The 18,065-nt window shown below is 66.8% G+C and carries 21 protein-coding genes, 1 tRNA gene and 1 pseudogene; 10 read left to right on the forward strand and 13 right to left on the reverse strand.

The window, feature by feature from the left end:
- Window positions 1–29 precede the first annotated feature (29 nt).
- Window positions 30–1,223, reverse strand: a complete 1,194-nt coding sequence (locus tag ON27_RS08590; protein ID WP_043722172.1) for a serine hydrolase domain-containing protein — start codon at window positions 1,221–1,223, stop codon at window positions 30–32.
- 42 nt (window positions 1,224–1,265) lie between these two features.
- Between ON27_RS08590 and ON27_RS08595 the strand changes: the two genes are divergently transcribed.
- From ON27_RS08595 to ON27_RS08615, 5 genes are all read left to right on the forward strand, one after another.
- Window positions 1,266–2,099: a serine hydrolase domain-containing protein gene (locus ON27_RS08595; protein ID WP_043722173.1), complete on the forward strand. Its 834-nt coding sequence runs from the start codon at window positions 1,266–1,268 to the stop codon at window positions 2,097–2,099.
- A gap of 95 nt (window positions 2,100–2,194) precedes the next feature.
- Window positions 2,195–2,728: a DUF3145 domain-containing protein gene (locus tag ON27_RS08600; RefSeq protein WP_043722247.1), complete on the forward strand. Its 534-nt coding sequence runs from the start codon at window positions 2,195–2,197 to the stop codon at window positions 2,726–2,728.
- A gap of 206 nt (window positions 2,729–2,934) precedes the next feature.
- Window positions 2,935–4,110 carry a helix-turn-helix domain-containing protein gene (locus ON27_RS08605; RefSeq protein ID WP_043722176.1) on the forward strand — a complete coding sequence of 392 codons (1,176 nt, stop codon included), beginning with the start codon at window positions 2,935–2,937 and terminating at the stop codon, window positions 4,108–4,110.
- 124 nt (window positions 4,111–4,234) lie between these two features.
- Window positions 4,235–4,609: a hypothetical protein gene (locus ON27_RS08610; RefSeq protein ID WP_043722179.1), complete on the forward strand. Its 375-nt coding sequence runs from the start codon at window positions 4,235–4,237 to the stop codon at window positions 4,607–4,609.
- Window positions 4,606–4,947, forward strand: a complete 342-nt coding sequence (locus ON27_RS08615; RefSeq protein ID WP_043722181.1) for a hypothetical protein — start codon at window positions 4,606–4,608, stop codon at window positions 4,945–4,947. The genes ON27_RS08610 and ON27_RS08615 overlap by 4 nt, the downstream gene beginning before the upstream one ends.
- Before the next feature lie 80 nt (window positions 4,948–5,027).
- On the opposite strand, the gene ON27_RS08620 is transcribed toward ON27_RS08615, so the two are convergent.
- The gene (locus tag ON27_RS08620) at window positions 5,028–5,888 is read right to left on the reverse strand and encodes a methyltransferase domain-containing protein (RefSeq protein ID WP_051046364.1); all 861 of its coding nucleotides are present in this window, start codon (window positions 5,886–5,888) and stop codon (window positions 5,028–5,030) included.
- 150 nt (window positions 5,889–6,038) lie between these two features.
- On the opposite strand from ON27_RS08620, the gene ON27_RS08625 reads away from it, so the two are divergent.
- The gene (locus ON27_RS08625) at window positions 6,039–6,275 is read left to right on the forward strand and encodes a hypothetical protein (protein WP_157227124.1); all 237 of its coding nucleotides are present in this window, start codon (window positions 6,039–6,041) and stop codon (window positions 6,273–6,275) included.
- Window positions 6,276–6,408: 133 nt separating this feature from the next.
- Here ON27_RS08625 and ON27_RS08630 read toward each other — a convergent pair whose 3' ends face one another.
- Complete coding sequence (locus tag ON27_RS08630; protein WP_043722185.1) at window positions 6,409–6,630, reverse strand: hypothetical protein; 222 nt, start codon at window positions 6,628–6,630, stop codon at window positions 6,409–6,411.
- 238 nt (window positions 6,631–6,868) lie between these two features.
- Here ON27_RS08630 and ON27_RS08635 point away from each other — a divergent pair, with 238 nt between their 5' ends.
- Entirely contained in the window at window positions 6,869–7,687 is an 819-nt protein-coding gene (locus tag ON27_RS08635; protein ID WP_043722186.1) for a class I SAM-dependent methyltransferase, read from the forward strand.
- 79 nt (window positions 7,688–7,766) lie between these two features.
- Here the strand turns inward: ON27_RS08635 and ON27_RS40785 are convergent, their stop codons facing one another.
- Entirely contained in the window at window positions 7,767–8,375 is a 609-nt protein-coding gene (locus tag ON27_RS40785) for a GNAT family N-acetyltransferase (RefSeq protein WP_083887447.1), read from the reverse strand.
- 273 nt (window positions 8,376–8,648) lie between these two features.
- Between ON27_RS40785 and ON27_RS08645 the strand changes: the two genes are divergently transcribed.
- Both ON27_RS08645 and ON27_RS08650 read left to right on the forward strand, forming a co-directional pair.
- Window positions 8,649–8,945 carry a hypothetical protein gene (locus tag ON27_RS08645; protein ID WP_043722189.1) on the forward strand — a complete coding sequence of 99 codons (297 nt, stop codon included), beginning with the start codon at window positions 8,649–8,651 and terminating at the stop codon, window positions 8,943–8,945.
- 364 nt (window positions 8,946–9,309) lie between these two features.
- Entirely contained in the window at window positions 9,310–10,497 is a 1,188-nt protein-coding gene (locus ON27_RS08650; RefSeq protein WP_157227125.1) for a glycosyltransferase family 4 protein, read from the forward strand.
- Between the two features lie 20 nt (window positions 10,498–10,517).
- Here ON27_RS08650 and ON27_RS08655 read toward each other — a convergent pair whose 3' ends face one another.
- Complete coding sequence (locus tag ON27_RS08655; protein ID WP_157227126.1) at window positions 10,518–12,110, reverse strand: hypothetical protein; 1,593 nt, start codon at window positions 12,108–12,110, stop codon at window positions 10,518–10,520.
- 120 nt (window positions 12,111–12,230) lie between these two features.
- Here ON27_RS08655 and ON27_RS08660 point away from each other — a divergent pair, with 120 nt between their 5' ends.
- Complete coding sequence (locus tag ON27_RS08660; RefSeq protein ID WP_043722198.1) at window positions 12,231–12,557, forward strand: hypothetical protein; 327 nt, start codon at window positions 12,231–12,233, stop codon at window positions 12,555–12,557.
- 73 nt (window positions 12,558–12,630) lie between these two features.
- Here the strand turns inward: ON27_RS08660 and ON27_RS08665 are convergent, their stop codons facing one another.
- The 8 genes and pseudogenes from ON27_RS08665 to ON27_RS08700 form a co-directional block, all read right to left on the reverse strand.
- Window positions 12,631–14,019, reverse strand: a complete 1,389-nt coding sequence (locus ON27_RS08665) for a protoporphyrinogen/coproporphyrinogen oxidase (protein WP_043722201.1) — start codon at window positions 14,017–14,019, stop codon at window positions 12,631–12,633.
- Window positions 14,016–14,690 carry an undecaprenyl diphosphate synthase family protein gene (locus ON27_RS08670; RefSeq protein ID WP_083887444.1) on the reverse strand — a complete coding sequence of 225 codons (675 nt, stop codon included), beginning with the start codon at window positions 14,688–14,690 and terminating at the stop codon, window positions 14,016–14,018. The genes ON27_RS08665 and ON27_RS08670 overlap by 4 nt, the downstream gene beginning before the upstream one ends.
- Window positions 14,691–15,049: 359 nt before the next feature.
- Window positions 15,050–15,397 carry a hypothetical protein gene (locus ON27_RS08675; RefSeq protein WP_051046360.1) on the reverse strand — a complete coding sequence of 116 codons (348 nt, stop codon included), beginning with the start codon at window positions 15,395–15,397 and terminating at the stop codon, window positions 15,050–15,052.
- Window positions 15,398–15,533: 136 nt separating this feature from the next.
- Window positions 15,534–15,875, reverse strand: a pseudogene (locus ON27_RS08680) (sigma factor); the annotation flags it as partial.
- Window positions 15,876–16,296: 421 nt separating this feature from the next.
- A tRNA-Val gene (locus ON27_RS08685) sits at window positions 16,297–16,371 on the reverse strand.
- Between the two features lie 17 nt (window positions 16,372–16,388).
- Window positions 16,389–16,853 carry a peroxiredoxin gene (locus ON27_RS08690; protein WP_043722206.1) on the reverse strand — a complete coding sequence of 155 codons (465 nt, stop codon included), beginning with the start codon at window positions 16,851–16,853 and terminating at the stop codon, window positions 16,389–16,391.
- Window positions 16,854–16,931: 78 nt separating this feature from the next.
- Complete coding sequence (locus tag ON27_RS08695) at window positions 16,932–17,354, reverse strand: DUF3052 domain-containing protein (protein ID WP_043722255.1); 423 nt, start codon at window positions 17,352–17,354, stop codon at window positions 16,932–16,934.
- Between the two features lie 126 nt (window positions 17,355–17,480).
- Window positions 17,481–18,038, reverse strand: coding sequence for an Rv2240c family protein (locus ON27_RS08700; protein ID WP_043722209.1), 558 nt, complete (start codon window positions 18,036–18,038; stop codon window positions 17,481–17,483).
- Between the last annotated feature and the right edge of the window lie 27 nt (window positions 18,039–18,065).

Here is an 18,065-nt window from a genome sequence, read left to right on the forward strand (position 1 = left end):
AGCGTGGCCAGTCTACGGAACCAGGGCGCTCAGATCTTGCAACGCAGAAGGGCCTCGCGCAGGTTGCGGCTGCGAACGTCGTCCAGGACCGCCAAGCCCAGCCGGTTCATCGTGTAGCCGAAACCCAGACCGGTCGCGGGATCGGCGAAGCCGAACGAGCCGCCGAGTCCCGTCGTGCCGTAGGCGCGTTTGTCCGAGCCGAAGCGGAACGAGCCGCGCGACTTGCGGAAGCCCAGGTGGTAGCGGCTTTTGGTGTGCAGCACCAGATCCTCGGCGGGGACGTCGTCGGCGGTCTCCGCCGCGGCGAGCCGGTCCAGCAGGGCGCCGTCGATCGGCAGTGCGCCGGTGCGACCGGCGGCCGCGCCATAGACCTTGGCCAGCGCGCGGGCGTTGCCCACCCCGTTGGACCCCGGCAGCTCCACCTCGAGGAACTCGCGACGGGTCGCCCGCGCAGGCGCTCCGCAGCGCGGGTTGGTCAGTGCCGCATACGACAGCCCGCGTCCGGCGTAGACCTCCGCGCCGATGCGCAGTGGGAGATCGCGCTCGTAGCGCAGCACGTCCAGGCCGCGGGTGGCCGACATCGTGGCGATGCGGTCCATGCGCTGCGTCGCGGGCAGGCCGATGAAGAAGTCCGCACCGAGCGGTCCGGCGATGTCTTCGGCGAAGATCCGCCCGAGCGTGCGGCCGTGCTTGTCGACCCGGCGCAGCAGTTCGCCCTGGTACAGGCCGAGAGTGATCGCGTGATAGCCGTGCCTGGTGCCGGGACGCCAGGCGGGTTTCTGCGCCGCGAGGATGCGCGCGAGACCGTCCAGGTCGGCGATCTGCGCAAGACGCACGGTCCGGTCGAGGCCGGACAGCCCCGCCTGGTGATCGATCAGCTGACGCACGGTGATCGCGTCCTTGCCGTGCGCGGCGAACTCCGGCCAGTACTTCGCCACCGGTTGCTCGTAGTCGAGCCGGCCTTCGGCGACCGCGGCGGCGACGGTGAACGCCGCCATGCCCTTGGTGGAGGAGAACACCGGCACGATCGTGTCCTGCTCCCACGGCAGCGTGCGCCCGCGATCACGGAAACCGGCCCACAGATCGACCACCGGGCGCTCGCCCGCGTAGACCGCGACCGCCGCGCCGATTTCACCGTGGCGCTCGAAGTTGCGGCGGAAGGCGTCGGCGACCGGTTCGAAACCGGACGCGACGTCACCGTGAACAGTGGGCTTTTCAGTCATGGTGAGTCGATGGTAGCCAGGCGGTTCTCGTAGGCTCGCAGGGTGCGTTCACTCGAGCAGATTCGGGACTGGCCGGTTCGGCACGCGGCGTCCGCGGTGGTCACCGCCGACGGCGGCATCGCGAGCGAAGGCTCTGTGGAGCGGGTGTTCCCGCTCGCGTCGGTGACCAAGCCGCTGGTCGCCTATGCCGTGCTGGTCGCGGTGGAGGAGGGCGCGGTCGAGTTGGACCAGCCCGCGGGGCCGCCCGGCGCCACGGTGCGTCATCTGCTGGCGCACGCCGCAGGGCTCGCCTTCGATACCACCGACGTGCAGGCGCGGCCCGGTAGCAAGCGGATCTACTCCAGCGCGGGCTTCGAGGTGCTCGCCGCGTTCGTCACCGAGCAGACCGGGATCGCGTTCGACGAGTACCTGCGCGACGCGGTGTTCCGGCCGCTGGGCATGACGGATTCGGTGCTGGCCGGTCCGGCCGGGCACGCGGCACGCTCCAGCGCGGCCGATCTCGCGCGCTTCGCCGCCGAATTGCTGAACCCGCGGTTGATCTCGGCGCAGACCCACGCGGAGGCAACCACGGTCCAGTTCCCGGGCTTGAACGGTGTGCTGCCCGGCTTCGGTTCCCAGCGCCCCAACGACTGGGGGCTGGGCTTCGAGATCCGCGACGGCAAGACGCCGCACTGGACCGGTGGCACGAATTCGCCACAAACCTATGGACATTTCGGCCAATCCGGGACATTTTTATGGGTTGACCCGAAAACGGGGTTGGCGTGTCTCGCCTTGAGCGACGAGAATTTCGGCGACTGGGCGCGCGCGGCCTGGCCACCACTGAGCGATGCCGTCATCGCGGAGGTGACCGCCACGCGCAACACGGTGACGAAGTAACACGCGTAACTTCGGGCACTCCAGTACACTCGGGCAACGCCAGTTCGACGAATCGTTGGGGAAGACGTTCCTCGTCGAAGCTGGAGGTGTTGGTGGTGCGCGCATCGAGTCAGTTCGCGGACGCGACGGCGGGTGTGGTCTACATCCACTCGTCGCCTGCCGCGCTGTGCCCGCATGTCGAATGGGCACTCACCTCGGCCCTCGGCGCCCCGGCGAAGCTGCGCTGGACCGCCCAACCGGCCGATGGACAACTGCGCGCCACCAGTGAGTGGATCGGCCCGGTCGGCACCGCCTCCAAGATCGCCCAATCGTTGCGCTCCTGGCCGGTTCTGCGCTTCGAGGTGACCGAGGACCCCAGCGACGGCGTGGACGGCGAGCGCTACAGCTTCGTTCCCGGCCTCGGTCTGTGGCACGGCTCCACCAGCGCCAACGGCGACGTCATGATCGGCGAGATGCGCCTGCGCGCCATGCTGCAAGCCACCCGGGAACTCGGCAAGTACTCCGCCTACGACCTGGCCGCCGAGATCGACCGCGCCCTCGGCACACCCTGGGACGAGGACCTCGAGATCTACCGCTACGGAACGGAAACCGGCGCGGAGGTGACCTGGCTGCGCCGGGACGTGGGGTAGGGCATCGCCTGCTGCGTACCCTGTCCGCCACCAGAAGTGTGGAGAACCGGATCGGGTGAACGCGAAGCCGACTCGATCCCACAGGGTTCGCACGTGCTTGCGCAGGTAGCGGGCGCGGCCGATCCGGGGCGAGCGGCCGACCGTGTGCAGCCGCGTCGACCTCGCCGGGGCTGGTACCAGCCCGTGCGACGACCTACGCTCGAGACATGGAGCACACCGGACAGCGCATCCGGTACTGGCGCAGACGGCGGGGCGGGATCAGTCAGAAGGTGCTGGCCGATCGTGCCGGGTTGACGCAGGGCTACATCTCGCAGATCGAGAGTGGGCAGCGTGCGTTGGATCGGCGTGCGACGCAGGTTGCCATCGCCCGCGCCCTGAACGTCACCGTTTCACAGCTGCTCGGGCAGCCGGGAGATCCGACGGATCCTGCCAAGGCCGTTGCCATGGCCGCCATTCCGGAGATCAGGTCGGCTTACGTCGAAATCTCTGTAGGCGAACGCCGGAAGCCGGACCGTCCTCGGGATGCCGTGCGCGAAGCAGTCGCTCGTTCGACGGTCCTGCGCAACAACGCCGACTACGCCGCGCTTGCATCCGATATGGCCGAACTGTTGCGGGACGCCTTCTACTTCGGTGGACCGGAGTTCGTCGAGTTGACATTCAACGCGAGATTCCTGGTCAAAGGTGTGGGGTTCCCCGATCTCGCGTCAGGGATAGCGGACGCCGGGCTTCGATGTGCTCGCAACCTGGAACAACCCGAATGGATCGGCCTGGCCGAGATTTCCAGACTGAACGCTATGCCGCCGGAAAATGCCGCATTAGCAGGTCGGTTGGCGTCTCGAACTGCGGCGGAGATGCAACCTTTCCTCGGTGCGACGCCGGTTCGCCAGGCGTACGGGAATCTGCTGTGCCGAGGCGCGATAGCCAATGCTGTCGCAGGGCAGCCGAGTACCGCTTCGACTCTGCTGAATGAGGCGTATTCGGAAGCGCGCTCGCTCGGTGAAACCGAGGACGGCGGGTTCGGTCTTCTGTGGTTCGGCCCGACCAGCGCGGCGATCTGGCATGTATCGGTGGCGAGCGAACTCGGTGACAGCGACGCCGCCATCCGGGTCGCTCGCACCGTGGATCCGAGGCCGGTTCGCGCGCCGAATCGAGTCGTCTACTTCTGGACCGACTACGGTCACGCTCTCACTGCCGCAGGTGACGACGCCGAGGCCGTACGCGCCTTCTCGCATGCCGAGATGGTCGACCCACAACGCACTCGGATGGACGCGACGGTTCTCGATTCGGTGTCGGCGCTTGCTCGCCGGGCTCACCGTAAGTCGATCGACAGCCGCCTTCTGACGTTGGCGAACAGTCTCGGCATCGATCCACATGCGGTATAGCGCTCTGTAATCGTCACTCTCTGCTCGGCGTGCACGCTGTATCCAGCCTCGCCGCCAAGTCGATGTCCCTTCAAGACTCCTCGGCGGCGGGTGCTCACTTGAACATCGAGCAGGGGAGTAGGGGATGGATCGGGAAATCATCTGTGTGCCGGATGCGTTGGGGCCGAATGCGCTGGGATTCGTTCGGCGCGCGGTATCCGGCGAGCGTGTGGAGCAGGATGCATGCATCGTCCGTGAAATAGCTGTTGTGCGCGGGTATTTCGTGGCGGAGGTAGCCGTCTGCGATACGGCGGTCAGGACGGCGGCTTTACTGGCGATCGAGCATATCCGGGTAGTCGAGGCGGCAGCGGTGATCGTGCCGGGGCTGGCGCATGTCGAGCCGTTCGCCCGTGCGGTGACCGAACTATGCGATTTGATCACCCCGGAGCAGACCTATCCGCGTAAGTACCGGTGGCCGTCGTTGCTTCCCGCCGACCACCCGTACCGGAGGTTGCCGTGACCGGGTGGCAATTGTCGGCGCTCGTGTTGGGGGCGGCTCTGCTCGTCTTGGTGCTCGGCATGGCGGTGTGGCTGTGGCCGGTCCGGGTGCCGGAGAGTCGCAGCGTGGACGAGATCACGCGGCGAGTGCACAGCGAGCGCACCGCCCCGGATCTGGCGGCTCGGCCGATGCGTTCCCCGCATGCCGCCCCGGACTACGCGATGGGTGTGCGGGAGGCGCAGACGGCCATGCAGCGGCACCGCTCCTGCCGGGTGGGTGAGTGCCCTCGGAAGACGGTCGCTTGGCGGGCGTTGGTCGAGGCGGGGCGCATCCGGCCGGACGCGGGACGGCAACGGTGAGAGCGCACCGGCTCCCGGCCTGGATTCTCAGCGCTGTGGCGCCGCTCGACCGGTCCATGCCGCCGCTCGGTGCAGCGTAATCATTCGGCGTGCGGCTCCGCGTGTCCCAGGACAGCGAACATGGTGACCGAGAGATGGTAGTCGCCTCGGGCGATCCCGTCTTCCATTGCGGCTGCCAGGTCTTCACGCTCCTGCTCGGTGATGACGCCGTCGGTGTAGGCGCGTTCGGTCATCTGGGCGAAGAGGGGGCGGATGGTTTCCGGATCCCAGATCACCGCCTCCGAGCCCATGTCATCGATCGTGAACCCGGCAGCGGTGAGCAGACCGCGCAGGCGTCGGCCCGACTTCGGGTTCGGGGTGGTGGTGAGCATCGCCTCGGACAGGCGGGCGACGACGTCGTCATCGCCCGGGTAGGCGATGGCGGTATGCCAGTCGCTGTCGATGAGCAGCACGCGCCCACCCGGCCGCAGCACCCGCGCGATCTCGGCCGTGGCGGCGGCGGGGTCGTCGAGGTGCTGGTAGACGCGTTCGCAACGGACCGCGTCGAAGGAATCGTCCGGGAAGGGCAGGCGATAGGCGGTGCCTTCCACGAAACGGGCGCGCACCCCGGCGGCCTCGGCTCGCGCACCGGCGACGGCGAGCATCGCGGGATTGGGATCGACACCGACCGCCTCGCCGTCCGGTCCCACTCGCTCGGCGAATTCGAGGACCTCCGAGCCTGTTCCCGCACCGATGTCCAGGGCTCGCTCACCCGACCTGACCGCGAGGGCGTCGTGCCCCCAGCGCCGCATCCGCCGAATACTGGGCAGCGCCGCCTGCAGATCGAGAATCTCGACCAGCAGAGCCATCGGGTCGTCGGCGGCCTCGCTGGGCCGATCGGCGGATATCGCATCGGTGTGGAACGACGGTGCGGGACGGGGCGTCGCGTGTTCGGTCGACATGCCCACGACAGTAGTCGCGGCGCGGGCGCGGGGGAGCGGTCCGATAGTCGGCTCCGCGCCGATGCGCCCCACCAGAACTGGCGGCTGTCACGCGTTGGCCGGCGGACGTAAGGTCGTCCTACGGTCGGGGCCCGAAGCTAGGAGTCGACCATGAAGCATGCCGCTATGCGCGTCATCGCGGCCACCGCGATCGCACTGACTGCCGCGACAACTGCCCCCGCGACGGCGAATGCCTCGAGCACCGCCGAGCCGGTTGCCTCGGCGGTGGAACTGCCCCCGGGCGTCGTGGACTCGGTGCGGGGCGCGATCGCCAGCGTGTTGTTCTTCGGCATCGTCGGTTTGTGCTTGGTCCGCGTTCTGCCGCCGAACCAGTGCCATTTCTTCTGAATGGGGTGTGCGGGACTTCCTCGGGATCGGCTCGAACGCTTCGGGATCACCGGCGTTCCTGGTAGGAGGAGTATTCGCCGCCGCCGAGGACGCCCGCGTAGTCGGCGGGCAGGGAGGCGGCCCTCCGGCCGAGTCACAGCGCCTGATCCAGATTGATGTAGACACCGGCTCCTTGTCGTCCGGTACTGATCAATCCTGGGCCGAACCGGGTCAGATCGGCGTCGAATTCGTCGAGCAGGTCGCGGGTGGCTTCGAAGGAATTCCCCGTGGCGAGCAAGAGCTTGCGCGCTACGTCGTCCGCCGGATAGGGATTCGGGTCGGCGGCATCGGCGCGCTTCCCTCGGTGGCCCAGCACGGCGAACGTAATGACCGCGCGGTGAAACCGATGCACGCTCGGCAAGGCGGACGGCGGAGAAGCCGTGTTCTCGTGCGCGCGTCCGCCGCGTACCCGGCAGCGCCGCTCGGCTGGTCTTGCGCCGGCGTGCCCGTTTGTGCTGACCTATGTCGGGTAAGCAGCCGGTCAGCGCACATTTTCGACTATCGGTAGCTATCTGCGGCAGCATCACCGGCCCCGACCACAGAGGGAGCGTCAGATGACCGAATCGGGTTCCGTGGATCTCAAGAAGCGGCATCGCGCGATGTGGGCGATGGGCGACTACCCCGCCATCGCCAGCGAGGTCATCCCGGGGCTGGGCAGGCATCTCGTCGAGGTCTGCCGGATCGGCCCGGGGCAGCGGGTGCTGGACGTCGCGGCCGGATCCGGGAACGCCGCGATCCCGGCCGCGGAAGCCGGTGCGGATGTCGTGGCGAGTGACCTCACGCCGGAGTTGTTCGAGGCGGGCCGCCGTATCGCCGCTGACAGGGGCGTCGAATTGCAATGGCAGGAAGCCGACGCCGAGGCGTTGCCCTACGCCGATGCCGAGTTCGACGTCGTGATGTCCTGCGTGGGCGTCATGTTCGCGCCGTTCCACCAGGCGGCCGCCGACGAAGTGGTGCGCGTGGTGAAACCGGGCGGCACCATCGGACTGATCAACTGGACGCCCACCGGATTCATCGGACAGATGTTCGCCACGATGAAACCGTTCGCGCCGCCGCCCCCGCCCGGCGCGCTGCCGCCCCCGCAGTGGGGCGATGAGGAGCACGTCCGGTCGCTGTTCGGCGATCACGTCGCCGACCTGGAGTTACGGCGTGAGAACGCGGTCATCGACCGTTTCGCCGACGGCACCGAGTTCCGCGACTTCTTCAAGACCTATTACGGACCCACGGTCGCGGTGTACAAGGCCAACGCCGGGGAACCCGACCGGATCGAGGAACTGGACCGCGCACTCGCCGACCTCGCCACCCGCCACGACCTGGGCAACGGACGGATGGAGTGGGAGTACCTCTTGGTCACCGCCCGCCGGTCGGGCTGACTCGGTCGCTCGGCGCGCCGCGCTGATATAGCGGCACAGCTGGTTGCGGGGGAGCGCTACGGCGCCGCTGTCCGCCGGATCAGCGGCCATCTGTTCCGGCGGCACCGAGGTGCTCGCCAGCCGGGGGCGCGACACGCCCACCGCCGTGCTCGGCGACGGCCACCTGTGGGGAGGTGTCGATCCAGTAACGCCGTGCGGGGCCGAGTTCGGTGTCCAGGACGCGTTCGAGGACGCCGCCCTGGCGCTCGATGGTCTTCGCCGAGGCGATGTTGTCTGCCGCGCAGACGATCAGTACCCGGTCCATGCCGAGTTTCCCGGCCTCGTCCAGCATCCGGCCGAGCGCCCAGGTGGCGAGCCCGCGCCGACGCGCCGACGGTCGAATGCCGTAGCCGATATGGCCGGCCCACCGCACGAAGTCGTCGAACTCGTGCCGCAGAGCGATCCCGCCGACCACCTGGTCGCCCTCGACGATCCATCGGTAGGTGCACCGAGCCCGGCCGGTCTCGACCCACGCCTGACTGGATTCGCCGCCCAGCCGGGCCACCCAGGCCGCGAAACCGTTCGGCGAACGCACCTCGTCGTAGGGCCGCAGTCCGAAGCCGTCCTCGTGCGGGCCGGGACCCCACTCGTCATGCGCCTCGAGCCAGGCCGCATGCAGACGTGTCGTCGGAGCGATCAACGCGGGCATGATCGCGACGATAGACGCGCCTTCCGAATCGCGACGAGCGCCGCCGCGCGGCGCGCCCGAATCGCCGCGATCGCCGATCGGCCCAGCTCGAGATCCCACACGATCCGGTCGCCCACCCGGACGGTGCACTTGCGAGACGATACCGATGCGGAACCGGATGGAGCCGGTGGCGGCTATCGGCGTGCGGGAGGTTGTCATCGTCGCGATCGTGGCAGCGACCAGCGCGGCGCGCCTGCCCGGAGTCGGCGTGGGTCGATCCGCGAGCACGACAGCGTGGTCCGCTGCTACACCGGAACCGCGGATCTCGGCAACAACGAGATGCTCGCACCGCACGGTGATCCGATCATGGTCGCGCCGGGCCGGGTCATCGGCGGGCGGCTGGGACGATGGCGAAGCCGTCCCGCGCTGGCTTTGCGTACCGCGGCCGGCGTCTTTCTGTGGAACCTCGCCGACAACGAGTGGGTCTGTCACATCCCGATCACCGACTCCGTGCACGACGTGGCGTTCGCGCCGGACGGCTCGCTCGCCGCCCTCGCGAAGTCGGGACCACTGGTGATCGATGTCGAGTGATTCGTGTGCCTCGGTCAACACCGCAAGGTGCTCGGCGCGAATGTGACCGGGCTGATCTATCTCGCTGGACACCGCTCCGGTACATACCCCGCCGTACTGGGTGGGCGCGCCCGCCGACCGGTTGCTCGCCGCGGCAAGGGGTAATGGGCTGGAGGGCATGGGGCTGAAGCAAGATGTTGCCTGACAGGCACTGGAATGAGTAACCCTTTGCTATCTGCTGGTCGGCAGCCGAGGTGGATGATTGAATACTCCTGCACCGCCGTTGCCGGAGTTCTCGGTTTCAGTGAATCGTTCACGGTCGAGTAGTCTGCGCAAGGCGCGTGGCGCCGCCCGTTGTATGAGTAATGAAGGTAATCGGCATCGTATGACCCTGCATCACTCTGTATCCGCTCGGCCGAAGTTGCGACTCGGAGTGGATTGCCGCCGGACCGAGTTCGACGGGGTCGGCAGGTTCACTTCGTTACTCGTCGACTCGATCGCGAAATTCTTGCCGGAAGTTCAGCTGGTCCTGTTCGGCGATCCGGCCAACCTCCGCCGTTATACCGAGTCGTGCCTGGTGGTGCCTTATTCCGCCGCTCTCATCTCTGTGCGCGGGTTCGTCGAATTCCCCGCCCTGGCCGCCATGCACGGGATAGACGTATTCTTGGCGCCGCAGTACTATATACCTCCGGGTCTGAGGTGTCCTCAAATTCGCGTACTGCACGATGCGTACCCGATGCGTGATGACTATTATGGCCCGTCTGCGACTGCCTTCGAACAGCGTATCGGATCAGCCGAGCTCGTCGAACTCGCTGCGTTTCTCGACCTGCCGCTCGACGGCTGCACACCGAGGGAGATCGTAAAGCGCTTCTATGAACTGAGCGTAGCGTGCGCTACGAGGCTCGTCACGGTTTCGGACTTCTCCCGGGAAGATCTTCTGCGTTTCTTCCCACATGCCGCGAATCGGCTTTCTGTCGTCCCTCTTTATTCCGCCGATCATCAGAGTGGGACCGGCGGGTACGGGTCCGGCGCGGAGCGCATTGTCATGCATGTCGGAAAGTGGGAGCCGAGGAAAAGGCAAGATCGTCTTCTGGATGCGATGGAGCGGTTGCGCAGCGGAGGGACAGCTGTCGATCTCCTGCTGATCGGCCGCCCCATCGAGACGTTTCCCGAGTACGGCGACCAGCTGCGGATACGGGTTGAGGCCGGTGTGGCGGAGGGATGGATCCAATGGCGCCCCTATGTATCCGATGCTGAACTGAGTCGGTGGTACCGGGAATGTTCTGTCCTGGCGACCTTTTCGTCGCAGGAAGGTTTCTGTCTGCCCCTGCTGGAAGCGATGCATGCCGGACTCCCGACCCTTGCGCCGCGCTCGGCTGCGATTCCTGAGGTCGGCGGGGACGCAGTCGAGTATGTCGCGGCCGATTTATCCGATGCGTGCGACCGCCTGGGCGATCTGCTCGATGATTCGCGCCGGCGCGCCGAGTTGTCGCAGCGTGGCCTGCGCCGGGCGGCAGATTACAGTGCGTTACGCACAGCGGCTGCCGTCAGGGATGTGCTGCAACTGATTTGATCTGCTCGACCTACCGGAGATCAGGGATGCGATGCCATCGTGTACGGAAGGAACCGCGCGTCGCGATATGGGTCCGGCGGGATCGGAAGCGTCGCGTATCGAATCACTTCGCGATCGGCAAGCCAACGTAAATGCGTGTCCAGTCGATGCACAAGATTGGCCGGCGCGCCGGGGATCGAGACGGCGGCCCGGATCGTGTTCACGCGCTCGCGTACGGATGCCCAGTCCCTGCGCTGGACATCGACCATGAGCAGCAGGTCCAGTGCCGCGAGTGCGCGATGCGGTGGCATACCCGCCGCCGCCATTTCGATTCGGTACACGGCTTGGTCGAATTGGGGATGAGTTCCGACCGCCTGTCCACGTCCTTGCTGCCGGAATTCGGTAAGGGCGACTTCGACTCGGCGACGATCCACAACGAATCCGGTCTCGGCTGTCCCGTCGTTGTTCGCGTACTGTAGGTCGCGCAAATTCCGAAGTGCTTGCTTGGCGTGCTCGGTCGAGCGGGAGCTGTCGCGTTGCAGTTCGATCGCGACCAATCGCGCCACCCGGTCGTACACGTGGATCGCTCGATCGTTGTCGTCGGGGAACTCGACACGGGCGAACGAATCGACTTGGCGACGTTGTGCGACCCGAGCCGCGTCGGTGTACCCGTGGATCTGCATCATGTGGATCAGAACACTCGAGGCCTTCCAGGCGCGGTAGTCGGAGGGGCCGCCTACCTGGAGTGCGAGTGCACGCCATGCCGCGGCGCTCTCGAATGCCTGGAGGTTCTCGGCATCGCGGAGGGCGTTGGATATGATCTCCAGAGCTTGAAGTCGGTGAAGCGCAGGTATATCCGGATTTCGCACGACTTCGAGTGCGTTGTTCGCGAGCAGTGGAACGAACTCCCGGTCGCGGTTACTCCATGCCCTGGCGAGCTCACCGACCGCGACGTCCGGATCGGTGGAAAGCCGATAGGGGACCACGACCATCTTCTTCTGTGCCTGATCGGCTACGAAACGGTCCGGGCGGAGCGGCTGGCTTCTGATCACATTCACGCGGTCGGCGACGATGTCATAGGCGCGCTTGCGTACCCAGCGCTTGGACCCGACGCGACGCACTCGGGGTCCGCCGAGCCGGTCCGCAGCGAAGGAGCGGATCGCCTCGAGCTCCTCCGGCGCGGCCTCTTCGGCGGCGAGATGCCTGGACAGGCGAGCCAGGTGGACGACAGTGTCGATGCTCTCGTCGATGTGGCCGCCCGGCGGGGGTGTCCGCTTCTGAAGAAGCCGCTCGGCAAAGTGGTTGGCGATGATTCGGTCCACATCGACAATCCATTGCCGGACGGTGCGGGTCGAGACGCCGTACGTGGCGGCGAGATCTGCCTGGCCGGGAGCGTCCACCGCAAGTCGGGCGGCGGCCGCCCATGCAGCCTTCTGTGCGGGCGTGATCATCTCGGCGGCGCAGGCTCGACCGAGAATCTCGCCCACGGTGTGGCGGATCCGAGTAGTCCGCTCGGCGGATCCGCTGCCGAGCCAGGCCGGGCACGGCTTGCCGCGGCGAGTGGACGACAGCCGGGATCGTAGCCACTGTCGCAGTTCGGCGATGTGCTCGGGCGTCAGTTCGGTCGTTGCCACGCTGCCCTGCTTCCGCTTTGTGCTACGCGGCGCCGCGAGGGGCGGATTCGGGCGCGTGAGTCGCACATAGTCGATTCACGGCCTTCGCCACTACGGGCCGACGGAACAGAAAGGAATTCGGTGTCCATCTTCGACAGGTCATCCGACCGGATCCGCCGCATCCGGTTCGTCGTAGGAATGTCCATCCTCGGCGGCATGACCGTCTTCTCGCTCATCAGTAACAGCTCCGATCGACTGCAGGTGTGCGAAAGCACGCAAACTGCCCGTGTGGAGCCCGCGGTCTCTTGCCGGCCGCTGAAGTCCCGGGATCCGGCGGTCCTCTTCGCGGCTTCGGCCGCCGCGATATTGCTGGCAAACGAAACCAGGGGGCTGCAGCTCCCCGGCGCGGTGCTGCAGCCGTTGACGCCGAACTGCCCGGTCTGCAGTAGGAGGAAGATTCGGAGGTGATCTGATCCGGTAAGTCGAGCGGCGGGAGCAGGTGTCGTGCAACGACGCCTGCTCTCGCCAGTTGCCATGGGAGTCACCGGCGCTCCTGGTACGAGGAGTATTCTCCGCCGCCGAGTACTCCGGAATAGTCGGCGGGCATGGAGGCGGCCCGCCTGCCGAGCCGCAGCGCCTGATCGAGATTGATGTACACCCCGGCGCCTTGTCGGCCTGTGCTGATCAGTCCTGAGCCGAACCGGGCCATTTCGGCGTCGAATTCTTCGATCAGGCCGCGAGTGGCTTCAAAGTTCGCGTACGCGTTGTGCAACGTGTCGAAGCCGAGCAGTTCGTACTCGCCGCCGTAGATGATCGACAGATCACGGTGCACCTGAGCGGTGTAGTCGGGCACCTGGCCCGACGGGACCGAGTACTCCAAGCCGATGAGTCCGGGCGGGCACGCCAACCCCTTCCAAGCGCCGTAGTTCTGGAAACGGTTGGCTCGAACGCCGACGTCATGGGTGTACAGCCATTGGTAGTTCTCCCACATTCGGGGCAACGACGACACCCGGACCAGCGCGACGATCAGATCCCGTCGGATCGCACGGGGCGCGAGTCGCGCGCTGAGCGATGTCAGGCCGATGCACGAGGCGAGGTCCTCCGGAGGCGCCGTGGAGATGACCTTCCGAGCCGTGATGGTCATCGGTCCGCCCGGAGCCAGGACATCGACCGACAGCTCTCCGGAATTCGTCTTCCCGATCGCGACCGGTTGGGAATCGAACAGCAGATGCGCACCCGCGAGAGATTCGGCGAAGCGAGACCAGAGCCGCCCGAGTCCCCCCTCGGGGTACAGGAAATGATCGGCTTCCGTCGGAGCAGGGTGCCGGTTCGGCCGAGGCAGCGCGGCCTTCAGCACTTCACGCAGCGGCGGCACCGCGATTCGTTGCGCGGCCCACGCAGCCGGGATGTCCGTCGGCTCGACACCGAAGACCTTGCGAGCGTGGGGATCCATCAGCGCATCGGTGAGATAGTCCCCGTAGCGGTTGGTTACCCAGGCCGATAGCGAGTCCTCGTCACGCAGTGGCCGCACCCGGCGGCGCGCCATGGAGGCCGCTGCTCTCAGCCGGGTGCCCAGGGGTGTCACCTGCGCGAACTGTCGCCATTCGACGGGGTAGGCGATCACCCGCCCACGCCTGAGTATGCCGCTGCGGCGGCCGACCCGGTGCAGCGGCAACCGGCCCAGCTCTTCAGCCAATTCGGACCATGCGCGACGTTGGCGCGCTGTGGTCGCGAGTAAACGATGCCCGCCGGGATCGACTTCGAACCCAGCGATTTCGGCCGAACGGGCCAGACCACCAACCGTTCCAGTTCGCTCCACGATCGTGACGACGAGTCCCGCGCGCACACAGTCGGCGGCCGCCGCCAGGCCGGTCGGCCCTGCGCCGATCACGAGCACATCGGAATCGGGCATCGAGGTGCGCGCGCTCACGCGGTGATCCGGGCCTGGGCGGCCGGATCTCCGCCGAAGCGCCGATCCCGGGACGCGAATTGGTCGATGACGAGATCCAGATGAATGTCGGAGAACTCCGGCCAGTACTCGTTGACGAATGTCAATTCACTGAAGGCGACCTGGGGCGGAATGAACCCACTGAGGCGGTGCTCGCCTCCGGTTCGGACAACGAGATCGACCGGCGGAATATGTCCGAGGCAGGCTGCTTGTGGCACATCCGTATACCCTGATTCCCCGCCGTAGTTGACGAAGAAAGCAACCTGGTCCGTATTCTCGGTCGAAGCATGGCGGCACAAGTCCGCTAGTTGCCGAGCCTCGGCTCGCAGCGGCGGCGGAAATTCGCTCGAGTCGATTTCTCCGACAAGGTGCGGGGTGGCCTTCGTGGCCTCTGCCCACTCCCGGAAGAAATTCGTCAGCAGTTGCAGAAGATGCTCGACCTCCACACTGCTGCGTCGCATATTGGCCGACGACAGGAGATAGTACGAGCGCCATGGAATTCCGCGTCGCTGACATGCCGCGTCGATGGTGAGTACATTGCTGTAGCCCGCATCGTGCCCGGCCGAGGGGGGAAGATCGCGATCTCGGGCCCAACGCCGATTACCGTCGACGATGAATGCGATATGCCGAGGGTTCCTGGAGGTCGTTTGCACGGGCGGCCTAACTATCGAAGTTCACATACGAGTTCGATACTCGCAGAAGTTGAACTCGCCGAACAGCTCGAAAATCGACCGGGAAGTTCGTGCGTCGAGCAAGATCTTGCGTGCTAGGCCGATCGCGGAATGGACGGGCAGGCGGGAGAGTGACAGCCGCACACACCTAGAGACCCCGCGGAACCGATGAAGATCAGCAAAATTCTCGAAAGCCGACCCGTCGAGAGCGACAGGCCCATCAGGGTGGACCAGACGTGTCGGCCGTCGCCCCGCTCGTGTCGATCGTCTGCAACTGCGCCGCCTCGCTGGGGGGCTGGGTTTCCCGACCGACTGTGGCCCCCGTGCGACTCGCGAGCCCACTACTCGTCGATCCAGCCGAGTTCGACGGCGTTCTTGTGCATGGCGTCCTCGACCGCGGGCAGCGTGAGGAACGAAACCGCATACAGAACGACGAGAACCCCGATCGCGACGACCCGCTCGCGGCGTCGCGTTCCCGGCAAGGCGGTCTCGCCCGGTCGAGAGTCTGCAGGCCGGTCCCGACGAAGCCGCGTCTGCGCGAGCCGCCGGTCGGTCGGCCTCAGCATCCACGACGCGACGGCGCAGACAGCGAACATCAGCGGTGCCACCCATGACTCGAGACCGTCGCCGACTGCCAGATGGGACGCGACGGCGCCCGACCACAGGAAGAAGGCGCCCGCGTACGCCACTCCTTGATCAGGGTGAGCCTGGGCGCGATGATCACCACGGCCGCGCCGACCTGCCACGCGCCCAGCATCGGTCGTCACGCGGCGTGGTCCGTGGTCGGTGACGACCACAGCGGCGGGTAGCTGTGTCAGCTCTCCGCTGGATCGCGGAGAGCATCGCCATCGATACCGACTCGGCGAGCACCAGGTCCGCCGACGGGTCGTGCTCGTCGAGCAGCAGCGGCTCGGGCAGCCACGGGCCGACGTACTTCTCGCGACGACGCGTGCCCGCCCCGCACCGCGTTGAGCGCCTGTCGGGTCACCAGCCGCGCCAGATACGACTTCGTGTCGCGCACCGCCGCCAGGTCCACCTCGGCCCACCGCAGATAGCTGTCTGCAGCACGTCGTCGGATTCTGTTGCCGAGCCCAGGATTTCGTAGACGATCGTGAACAGCAGCGGTCGCAACAGGGAGAACCGCTCGGCGTGCTCGCCGCCGGTCATCGGGAACCGGCCACGGATGGGGTGGACGCCGACTCTCCAGCGAGAGATGAGGCATATTCGGGCGCTCCGGGTGCCGAGGGTATCGCCGCGATGCTGCCGACCGCGCAGATGGCGTAGTCGTAATGCAGCGCCCGGCCCGACGCCCGCTCCAAAACGGTTGGCCGCGACTGCTCCGGCGTAACCGCCACCGACGACGACCTTGTGAAGGGTGCCTTGGGGGCATGCCCTCGGGACACCGCGCAGCGCCGAAACATGACACGAACTGATGTGACGTGCGCCACTCGCCCGTACTGGACGGCTGTAGCCGAAGGCGCTGCTCTCACGATGAGCGAGACCTGAGGACCGTGCCCCACAGGTGCCCCACGGATTATGACGAGACGAGCGTGGCCCCGGGAGCGAGGACCGGCTACCGCATCTTCTCTGGTGGGCGCAGAGGGGATCGAACCCCCGACCGCTGGTGTGTAAAACCAGTGCTCTACCGCTGAGCTATACGCCCGTGCCGTTACCGGCGGCTTATGAATCTAGCGCGGCGAGGGCTTTCTCCCAAGCTGCCTGGTCACGGGGCTCGCCGGGGCCGTTCATCTCCGCGAAGCGGATGTAGCCCTCGCGGTCTACGACGAACGTGCCGCGGTTGGGGTAGCCGGACTTGGCGTTGAAGACGCCGTAGGCCTGGGCCACCGCGCCGTGCGGCCAGAAATCCGACAGCAGCGGGAAGGTGTAGCCCTGTTCGGCGGCCCAGATCTTGTGCGTGGGCGGCGGGCCGACCGAGATCGCGAGGATCTCCGCGTCGTCGTTCTGGAACTTGGGCAGCTCGTCCCGGACCTTGCACAGCTCACCCTGGCAGATCCCGGTGAACGCGAGCGGGTAGAAGACGATCAGGACGTTCTTCTTCCCGCGGAAGTCCGACAGGGACACTTCCTGGTTGTTCTGGTCCTTCAGCGTGAAATCCGGCGCGAGAGTGCCAACCTCGAGCGGCATAGCGAATCCTCCATCGTGTCGGGTTTCCACCGGGCGGTCCTGCCGGACCGACCCTGGTGGAAACCATAGCGCGGTGGCTCAGCGCTGCTTCGAGGGCGCCTTGGGCTGAACCAGCCTGCTGCCCGCCCACGAGCCGAGACTGATCGCCGAGGTCTGGGTCAGACCGGCGGTCGGCGCGGATTCTGCGATTTCGCTCGGCTCAACATGGCCGGGCTGTCCGGTCTTGGGGGTGAGCACCCAGACGAAACCGTCGTCGGCCAGCGGGCCGATCGCGTCCATCAGTGCGTCCACCAGGTCACCGTCGCCGTCGCGCCACCACAGCAGCACGACGTCGATCACCTCGTCGGAGTCCTCGTCGACGAGTTCGCCGCCGATCGTTTCCTCGACGTCGGCCCTCAGGTCGTCGTCGACGTCCTCGTCCCAGCCCAATTCCTGGACAACCAAGCCGTGTGTAATGCCAAGCTTCTGAGCGTAGTTCTGCGCGTCCGCCGCGGCGACCACGGTGGTGTCCTCCTCAACTCCCGACAGTAGGTAGTTGCAAGCGAACATGGTTATGGGCTTCAGCGCAAGCCGATCCGGCGAAATAGCTACCGAATGTCGCGTTGGGATGGTGTGTCAAGGGCTTTCTCAGCGTTTCGGGCACGAGTCGCGCACGACGTTGCGCGCGTCGTTGACCCGCCTGCTGGCGTCGTTGAGCGCCGCGACCGGCGCGGTGTAGGTCATCCCCCTGGTCTCGCCGGCGAGCGCGCGGGCCGCGTTCACGTACTCGGTGAACTTGGCCGCCAAGTCGGCGGGCAGCGCGTCCCTGGCGGAGTTCACGCCGCTTTCCACCTTGTTCGCGGCGTCCTCCAGGGTCTGCACCGCCGTGTCGCGCTTGGCGACGTAATCGGGCGCGTTCGAATCGTGCGCGTCGACGAAGTCGTTGTATCGGCTCACGCCGGCGCCGGTGGTGGCGGGGAACTGGCCGCAGTTGTCGGCGATGGCCTTGGCCTCGGCCGCCGCGCGCCGGGAGGAGGTCGCGGCCGCCGACGAGGACGCCGCCTCGGTCTTGTACGCCGCCAGATCGCTCGCGTTCGGACCGGCCACGCCGTCCACCCGGTTGGCGCATCCCGCGACGGCCAATCCGATGGCGACGGCTCCGGTGGCGCACATCATTCCGAACCCGCGTGGGTTCAGCAGCTTCATCGTCCTCCCGCTCCTCAGGGCTGCCTC

Source organism: Nocardia asiatica NBRC 100129, assembly GCF_000308415.1.
Lineage (GTDB): Bacteria > Actinomycetota > Actinomycetes > Mycobacteriales > Mycobacteriaceae > Nocardia > Nocardia asiatica.

What these genes read in the sequence shown, in the direction of transcription:
- ON27_RS08590 (WP_043722172.1), bottom strand. Translation starts at nt 1,223, where the DNA reads ATGACTGAAAAGCCCACTGTTCACGGTGACGTCGCGTCCGGTTTCGAA.
- ON27_RS08605 (WP_043722176.1), top strand. Translation starts at nt 2,935, where the DNA reads ATGGAGCACACCGGACAGCGCATCCGGTACTGGCGCAGACGGCGGGGC.
- ON27_RS08610 (WP_043722179.1), top strand. Translation starts at nt 4,235, where the DNA reads ATGGATCGGGAAATCATCTGTGTGCCGGATGCGTTGGGGCCGAATGCG.
- ON27_RS08620 (WP_051046364.1), bottom strand. Translation starts at nt 5,888, where the DNA reads ATGTCGACCGAACACGCGACGCCCCGTCCCGCACCGTCGTTCCACACC.
- ON27_RS08625 (WP_157227124.1), top strand. Translation starts at nt 6,039, where the DNA reads ATGAAGCATGCCGCTATGCGCGTCATCGCGGCCACCGCGATCGCACTG.
- ON27_RS08635 (WP_043722186.1), top strand. Translation starts at nt 6,869, where the DNA reads ATGACCGAATCGGGTTCCGTGGATCTCAAGAAGCGGCATCGCGCGATG.
- ON27_RS40785 (WP_083887447.1), bottom strand. Translation starts at nt 8,375, where the DNA reads ATGCCCGCGTTGATCGCTCCGACGACACGTCTGCATGCGGCCTGGCTC.
- ON27_RS08650 (WP_157227125.1), top strand. Translation starts at nt 9,310, where the DNA reads ATGACCCTGCATCACTCTGTATCCGCTCGGCCGAAGTTGCGACTCGGA.
- ON27_RS08690 (WP_043722206.1), bottom strand. Translation starts at nt 16,853, where the DNA reads ATGCCGCTCGAGGTTGGCACTCTCGCGCCGGATTTCACGCTGAAGGAC.
- ON27_RS08700 (WP_043722209.1), bottom strand. Translation starts at nt 18,038, where the DNA reads ATGAAGCTGCTGAACCCACGCGGGTTCGGAATGATGTGCGCCACCGGA.